The sequence below is a fragment of the Microcystis sp. LEGE 08355 genome (genome assembly GCF_015207185.1).
Lineage (GTDB): Bacteria > Cyanobacteriota > Cyanobacteriia > Cyanobacteriales > Microcystaceae > Microcystis > Microcystis panniformis.
In genome coordinates this window covers 1-7051 of the sequence record NZ_JADEXI010000217.1, presented here as the reverse complement: position 1 = coordinate 7051, position 7051 = coordinate 1, and the positions used below count along the sequence as shown (strand labels likewise).

At 42.7% G+C, this 7051-nt stretch carries 7 protein-coding genes and 1 tRNA gene; 5 read left to right on the top strand and 3 right to left on the bottom strand.

Features of this window, described 5'->3' with window-relative positions:
- The coding region (locus IQ242_RS12400) for an aminotransferase class V-fold PLP-dependent enzyme (protein ID WP_193960184.1) at positions 1 to 686 on the top strand (686 nt) is incomplete at its 5' end.
- A 1-nt stretch (position 687) separates the two neighbouring features.
- On the opposite strand, the gene IQ242_RS12395 is transcribed toward IQ242_RS12400, so the two are convergent.
- Entirely contained in the window at positions 688 to 1464 is a 777-nt protein-coding gene (locus IQ242_RS12395; protein ID WP_193960183.1) for an RNA polymerase sigma factor SigF, read from the bottom strand.
- Positions 1465 to 2023: 559 nt separating this feature from the next.
- On the bottom strand, positions 2024 to 3100 hold the full coding sequence (ruvB, locus tag IQ242_RS12390; RefSeq protein WP_193960182.1) for a Holliday junction branch migration DNA helicase RuvB: 1077 nt from the start codon (positions 3098 to 3100) through the stop codon (positions 2024 to 2026).
- Between the two features lie 23 nt (positions 3101 to 3123).
- On the opposite strand from ruvB, the gene hisF reads away from it, so the two are divergent.
- The 4 genes from hisF (at position 3124) to IQ242_RS12370 (ending at position 5936) form a co-directional block, all read left to right on the top strand.
- Complete coding sequence (gene hisF / locus IQ242_RS12385; RefSeq protein ID WP_193960181.1) at positions 3124 to 3888, top strand: imidazole glycerol phosphate synthase subunit HisF; 765 nt, start codon at positions 3124 to 3126, stop codon at positions 3886 to 3888.
- A gap of 245 nt (positions 3889 to 4133) precedes the next feature.
- Positions 4134 to 4334 (top strand): hypothetical protein, encoded by a 201-nt coding sequence (locus IQ242_RS12380; RefSeq protein ID WP_002764650.1) that lies wholly within the window; start codon positions 4134 to 4136, stop codon positions 4332 to 4334.
- Between the two features lie 119 nt (positions 4335 to 4453).
- Positions 4454 to 4526 (top strand) — tRNA-Ala (locus tag IQ242_RS12375).
- Positions 4527 to 4838: 312 nt separating this feature from the next.
- A complete protein-coding gene (locus tag IQ242_RS12370; protein WP_193960180.1) occupies positions 4839 to 5936 on the top strand; it encodes an AI-2E family transporter in 1098 nt (365 codons plus the stop codon).
- 105 nt (positions 5937 to 6041) lie between these two features.
- On the opposite strand, the gene IQ242_RS12365 is transcribed toward IQ242_RS12370, so the two are convergent.
- Entirely contained in the window at positions 6042 to 6881 is an 840-nt protein-coding gene (locus tag IQ242_RS12365) for an ACT domain-containing protein (RefSeq protein WP_193960179.1), read from the bottom strand.
- Between the last annotated feature and the right edge of the window lie 170 nt (positions 6882 to 7051).

Genomic DNA, 7051 nt, shown 5'->3' with positions numbered 1-7051 from the left:
TCATTTGGCCAATCGCAGAAATTGTGCGAGAATTAAATAATCTGGGCATTGATACTCTCATCGATGGCGCTCATGCTTTAGGTTTTTTACCCCTTAATATCAGAGAAATTAATCCCACCTATTATACTGCTAATTGTCATAAGTGGTTATGTAGTCCCAAGGGGGCTGCTTTTCTCTATGTGCGCGGGGATAAACAGGCAATAATTCGACCTTTAACTATTAGCCATGGAGCGAATTCCCCTCGACAAGATCGCTCCCGTTTTCAGTTAGAATTTGCTTGGATGGGAACCGATGATCCCAGCGCTTATTTATCAGTGCCAAAAGCGATCGAGTTTTTAAATTCTCTTTCTATTGATGGTTTACTGGGTCTGATGGCGAGGAATCGTAATTTGGTTTTAAAAGCCAGAAATTTGCTTTGTCATGCCTTAGAGGTCAATTATCCCTGTCCAGAATCAATGATCGGAGCGATGTCCTCAATTCTAATTCCTAGTTATGCTTGGGCAGCAGAAGATTTATCTAGACAACTGTGGGAAAAATATCAGATCGAAGTGCCGATAATTCCCTGGGGAGAAGCATCATTAATTGTGAGAATTTCTGCTCAATACTATAATTCGATCGAGCAGTATGAATATTTAGCTGGGGTTTTGAATTACTTGCTATTGCGGCCGTATCAAACCGATAATTAGGCTAAAATACTTCTTGGAGCATGGTTTCCTTGAGCATTTCTAAACCCTTTTTCACCCGACGGGAGACGGTAACAACACTAATGCCTAATTGTTCGGCGGTTTCCCGTTGAGTAAGATCTTTAAGGAAAACAAATTCGAGAATATGACGGGTTTTCTCTTCTAATTGAGCCATTGCCTGTTGTAAACGAATGCGATCCTCTTGACAAAGTTGAAAGCTGCGATAACGGGGATCGGGAACGATGTCTTTTAAACAAGTATTATTATCTTCATCGTTATTAGCCGTCGCATCGAGACTCAGAGGTTCACGGTTTTGGAAAGCCAGTTTTACCTCTTGCCATTCTTCGAGGGAAATATTTAAAGCGCGGGAGATTTCCGTATCATTGGGTTGACGATTGTAGAGGGACTGGAAATCCCGACGCACATTTGTCGCTTGTCTGCCTAAATCTAACCAACGACGAGGAATACGAACTGTATAACCTTTATCGCGCAGATGGTGTTGAATTTCGCCGCGAATATAGGGAATGGCGAAGGAGCTAAAAGCATGACCTTTGCTGCTGTCAAAACGCTTGATCGCCCGAATTAGCCCCATACAGCCAACCTGCACTAAATCTTCGTAATTTTCACGACATTGATTAACCCAATGATGAGCTTCCCTTCTGACTAATCCTAGGTTTAACTCCATAATTTGATCCCGTAACTTATTATCTCCCGTTTTTTGGTATTTTTGAAACAGGGTAAGAGTTTCCAGTTTAAGATTTTCTTTATTTAGGACAGACATAGGGCGCTAACAGACTTAAAAAATATTGACTATAAAAGATCACTATTGTGCAATTAGCTTTGACCAATCCCAATACAGTCTGGATTAGAAGCGGCAAGCAATGTCAACAATGTAACTTACTACGATCATGATCATACGACCTGTATGTAAAGACTGGTGTGATTTGACGCAGTGGACCAAGTATTTAAAGACACAGATAAGCTGAAACCCAGGTAATTAGGGTTGGCTGAACAGGTTGTTTCTAGAGACAGGGTATGGGGTGTGGGGTGTGAATTTTCCCCAGGAAAAAGCCTTAATCTAACAAGGTTTTCAGATTTATTCAGCAGCCCTATCTAGGGTTTGCGGCAAAAAGTAGGGGCGAAGCATTCGGATAGAAAATCTACGGTTTCAGCGATAGGTTATTGTCCGAATGCTTCGCCCGTACAGGACGCGATCGCCGATCAAGATGTAAGGTTTTTGAGCCACTAGCTTGAAAATCTTGCAGCTGCTTCGCCAAAAAGCCCCAAACCCCATACCTCGTCTATATTTCACATTTATTCAGCCAACCCTATCCAGAAAACTACAACTCAAACAAAGGTAAACTCCGATCCTTATTTTTCGGCAATTTCGCCAGTAAACCTAAATGTTCGTAGGCGGCTGACGTCACTACGCGACCCCGGGGAGTACGATTAAGATAACCTATTTGTAATAAATAAGGCTCATACACCTCCTCAATCGTTTTGGCATCTTCTCCCGTGGCTGCTGCTACTGCTTCCAATCCCACGGGTTTACCTTGAAACTGTTCGATCATCGTCTTTAATACTAATCGATCGGTCCAATCTAAACCCATAGAATCCACATTTAATTGATTTAATCCCTCAGCGGCTAACTGGGGGGTGATCATAGTTTCTCCCTTCACCTGCACATAGTCGCGTACTCGTTTTAATAAACGATTGGCAATGCGTGGAGTTCCCCGACTGCGACGGGCAATTTCGATCGCACCCGCTTCGGTAATGGGAATATTGAAAATAGTAGCACTTCTGAGAATAATTGCCCTCAATTCCTCAACTGTATAGAAACGCAGACGTTGAATCATGCCAAAACGATCGCGTAAAGGCGCAGTTAAAGAGCCAACTTTGGTAGTAGCACCGATTAAAGTAAAGGGAGGTAAAGAAATACTGCGAATTTTCGCCGCTTGACCCTTACCAATCGTCACATCTAGGCGATAATCCTCCATCGCTGGGTATAATAACTCCTCCGTCACCCGATTCAGTCGATGAATTTCGTCGATAAAAAGAATATCCCGGGGTTGAAGATTGATCAGGATGCCGGTAATATCCCGGGGACGCTCTAAAGCGGGGGCGGCAGTAATGCGGCAATTTACTCCCATCTGGGCCGCTAAAATTAAAGCCATGGTGGTTTTGCCTAACCCCGGCGGTCCGTAGAAGAGCAAATGATCGATCGCTTCTTGTCTAGCTTTGGCCGCGGCGATGGTGACTTTTAGATTAGCTTTTAAGTCCTGTTGACCGATATAATCCTCTAGGGATTGGGGACGAATCTCCGCTGCTGCTTTTTCCGTTTCTTCTATAGTGGGATTGGGAGTGAGCAGATTTTCCTCGGCTGCCGGGGGGGAATTGTGCGATCGTTTGATGGCCATTGTTACAATCAAGAGTCTAGGATATGTTAGCGAAGCGGATTTTGCCTTGTTTGGATGTCAATAAAGGTCGGGTAGTTAAAGGGGTTAATTTTGTCAATCTTCAGGATGCTGGCGACCCCGTGGAGTTAGCTCGCTTGTATAATCAGGCAGGAGCCGATGAGTTGGTTTTTCTTGATATTACTGCTACCCATGAAGATCGCGACACGATTATTGATGTAGTCTATCGCACGGCGGAACAGGTTTTTATTCCTCTGACCGTGGGGGGTGGTATCCAATCCTTAGAAAATATTAAAAATTTGTTAAGAGCCGGGGCCGATAAAGTCAGCATTAACTCGGCTGCCGTGCGCGAGCCGAAATTGCTCGATCGAGCCAGCGATCGCTTTGGGAAACAGTGTATTGTGGTGGCGATCGATGCTAGACGACGCAAGGATGTGCATAACCCTGGTTGGGAGGTTTATGTTCGGGGTGGACGGGAAAATACGGGTATTGATGCTTTATTATGGGCCCAAGAAGTGGAAAAACGCGGGGCGGGTGAGTTGTTAGTTACCAGTATGGATGCCGACGGCACGCAAGCGGGTTACGATCTGGCCTTGACAAAAGCGATCGCTGAAAGGGTGGAGATTCCTGTGATTGCCTCTGGAGGAGCGGGTAATTGTCAGCATATCTACGAAGCATTGACGGAAGGCCGGGCAGAAGCGGCTTTATTGGCTTCTTTGCTCCATTATGGTCAATTAACCATCGCTGAGGTCAAAAATTATCTGCAAAATCAACAAGTACCCGTGCGTTAGCCGGGAAAATGAGAGCAAGATTTGCAGAACTTAATCTAGGGATTGAGTCGCTTTTTCGGGAAAAGGATTTCTTCAGGCTGCAAACCAAGAAGAGCAAGGTTTACACCTGTTACTGAAAGCCAATGGCTGACGGCTGACAGCCGCGATCGAGCAACCGGCAAAAAATCCCTGTTTTTAACTTCCCTCCGATTATCCCTCGGGAAAATTATGTATTAGAATAGAAGAAAGTTAACAAAATTTAAAATATGTTAGTTCCGATTCTCATCTTTGACCTCGGTCTTGTGGCTTGGTCATTGCATCTGATGCAGCAAGCGTTCGACAGGCAAGAGTTTTCCTTGATGCTGGCGGGAACCTTGGTGGCAGCAGCGGCAGTGGCTATGTTAGTAGTTTATTTCCTCATGGGTCACTGTTTAACCTATTTAACCCAAATTTCGGCTCCTGTCTAAATGGGGGCGATTGTTTCACTCTTGTCAATTAGCGATCACCTTGGCTGTGACAAATTTTTTTCTCGCCCCCCCCTTGACAAAATGATTCTATTTAAGCTATATTCAAAAATGGTCTTCGCGGGGCTATAGCTCAGTTGGTAGAGCACCTCAATGGCATTGAGGGGGTCAGCGGTTCGAATCCGCTTAGCTCCATACAGTTAAGATAAGAGTTTCAGGGTTACTGGAACCAAAAAAGTGGCACGGAGATGGTAGATTGAAAGAGGATTTCTGGTTAGAAAACTCTCTTTTTACATACATCGATACTCTCTCAGGACAAAATTAATAAACCTCTTGCATAATTAATTTTTGAGGGTTCAAAAAAGGCAAAAACAAGGATTAAATTACATAAAATCTGTAAATAGACCGTTTAATTGATTATTATTCATTCTTAATTCTCCTGACTACTGACTACTGACTACTGACTCCTAACCCTAACAACAATTTTTGATTTTTACAAGAGGTCTAATGATAGAGCTTTTTAAGCAACTACCTCGTTGGTTGCGGCTAAGTCTAGTTTTTCCGCTCTTATTTCTCAATGGTTGGTTATTATTCCAATTATTTAGCTATCTAGAACCCTTAGTTAGTATTTTTGTCACTGCTAGTTTACTAGCTTTTGTCCTAGATGTTCCCATCAAACTGCTGCAAAGACGCGGGGTTAATCGCAGTGGTTCGATCGCTATTGTCTTTTTAATTGCCCTATTAATTTTGAGCGTTTTAGGTTTAATTTTAATTCCCCAGATTGTCGAGCAATTAAGCAGTTTAATCAATAGTTTACCCCAGTGGATCGAGTCGGGAACCGAACAGATACAAAATTTAGAAAAGTGGGATAAAACTCAGAAATATGCGATTTATATCGAGCAATCAATCACCCAGTTATCGGAACGACTAACCAATGTTTTACAAACTCTTAGCACTCAATTACTGAGCTTTGTGCTGGGAACTATCAACAGTATCCTAAACATTCTCTTTGTTCTGGTTCTAACTGTCTTTCTGGTTCTCTATGGCGAACAAATTTGGGAGGGAATTTTAAGCTGGATTCCGTCCCCATGGAATCTCAAATTAAGAACGATTATTCGTCAAACTTTTGAAACCTATTTTGCTGGTCAAACCATTTTAGCGGGAATTCTCAGCCTTGCTCAAATTTTTGTTTTTGTGATTCTCAAGGTCGATTATGCCCTATTATTCGGGGTGGCGATCGGTCTAACTACATTAATTCCTTTTGCCAGTGCCTTCACCATTATTGGCATTAGTACCCTACTGATGTTTCAAGATTTTTGGTTAGGGTTAAAAGTTTTGACCCTGACTATTATTGTCGGTCAAATTAATGATAATGTCATCGCCCCTCGGTTAATGGGAGGTATGATCGGACTTAACCCCGTCTGGATTATTCTATCTCTTTTTATCGGTGGCAAAGTAGCAGGAATTCTCGGTTTATTGATAGCAGTTCCCATCGCTAGTGTGCTGAAAAGTACCATCGATATCATCCGCTCGCAGCAGCGGGAAAAAGAACCGGTAGTTATCCTAGAAGAAACGGTGAAAAATTCCTCAGAGGAGAGCAAATAATCATAAATCCTGTTTTTTCAGTGAACAGTAAACAGTAAACAGTAATGAGTGAATTGAAAACTCACATCTGCTAACTGATAACTGATAACTGATAACTGATAACTGTTATGAGCGGCTAATTTCTTCGAGAATAGCCATCGCTTCTGTCACCCTATCCCTAGGGATAAATAAATGATCGTGATAATAACCAGAAATGACATTGACGCTAATTGCTGCTGCGGCCAGTTTCTCGCTAATTACCGCTAAAAATCCCACCGCCGCTAAACTAGAATGCACAGAAAGAGTAATTTGTCTATAAATATATTTGTACTGCAAATTCTGGCGATCGGCTTGCTGACGGGGAATAATCACCGTTATGCCTTCCTCTTCCTGAAATTGGCAGATAGGAGTTAATTGTAGCTGTTCTAGTCCTGTTGCTGTTAGGGAAGAAAAAACGAATTCTTCGGTATTTAGGACTGGTTTCAGGGATTGGAGCAGAATATTGAGATTAGTTTCGCCTTCCTTCGGTTTTTCTGGCGATTTTTTCGCTGCATCCAGACAATGATTAGCAGCAGCGTCAGCCACACTATTTTTAGCTCGTTCAATCCAGCGCCAGCTAATGCGATCGAATCGGGCAACTAATTGACAAGCACGCTGATAAAAGGGACGTAAACTATCGCTTTTTACCTTCCAGTCTCCCTTAACTTGATTGATGACTAATTGACTGTCTCCACGAATTTCTAGGCTTTTTAAGCCTAATTCTTGGGCTTTTTCCAATCCAATAATCAATCCCGTGTATTCAGCCTCGTTATTAGTGGCTATCTCCATATATCTAGTCGTAGTCAAGGAATTGCCCTCGGCTAAAACTATTACCGCTGCACCGGCTGCTCTCCCCGGATTGCCGCGAGAACCACCATCAAAATAGAGAACTGCTGAATTATCGGTTTTTTGAGCTTTTTTATCCATAATTTTCGTCAATAAATCTTTTTATCTCCATTTTTATCCCTTTGACAATTGTAGGCGGTAGCGATTCCTGTCGGCAAAGCGGACAAGCAAGATTTTAGCCGATCGCCGCTACCGGACAACTTTTTTTTCTTCAGGTTATTGATAATTATTTGCAGTTGTTGGTTATACTG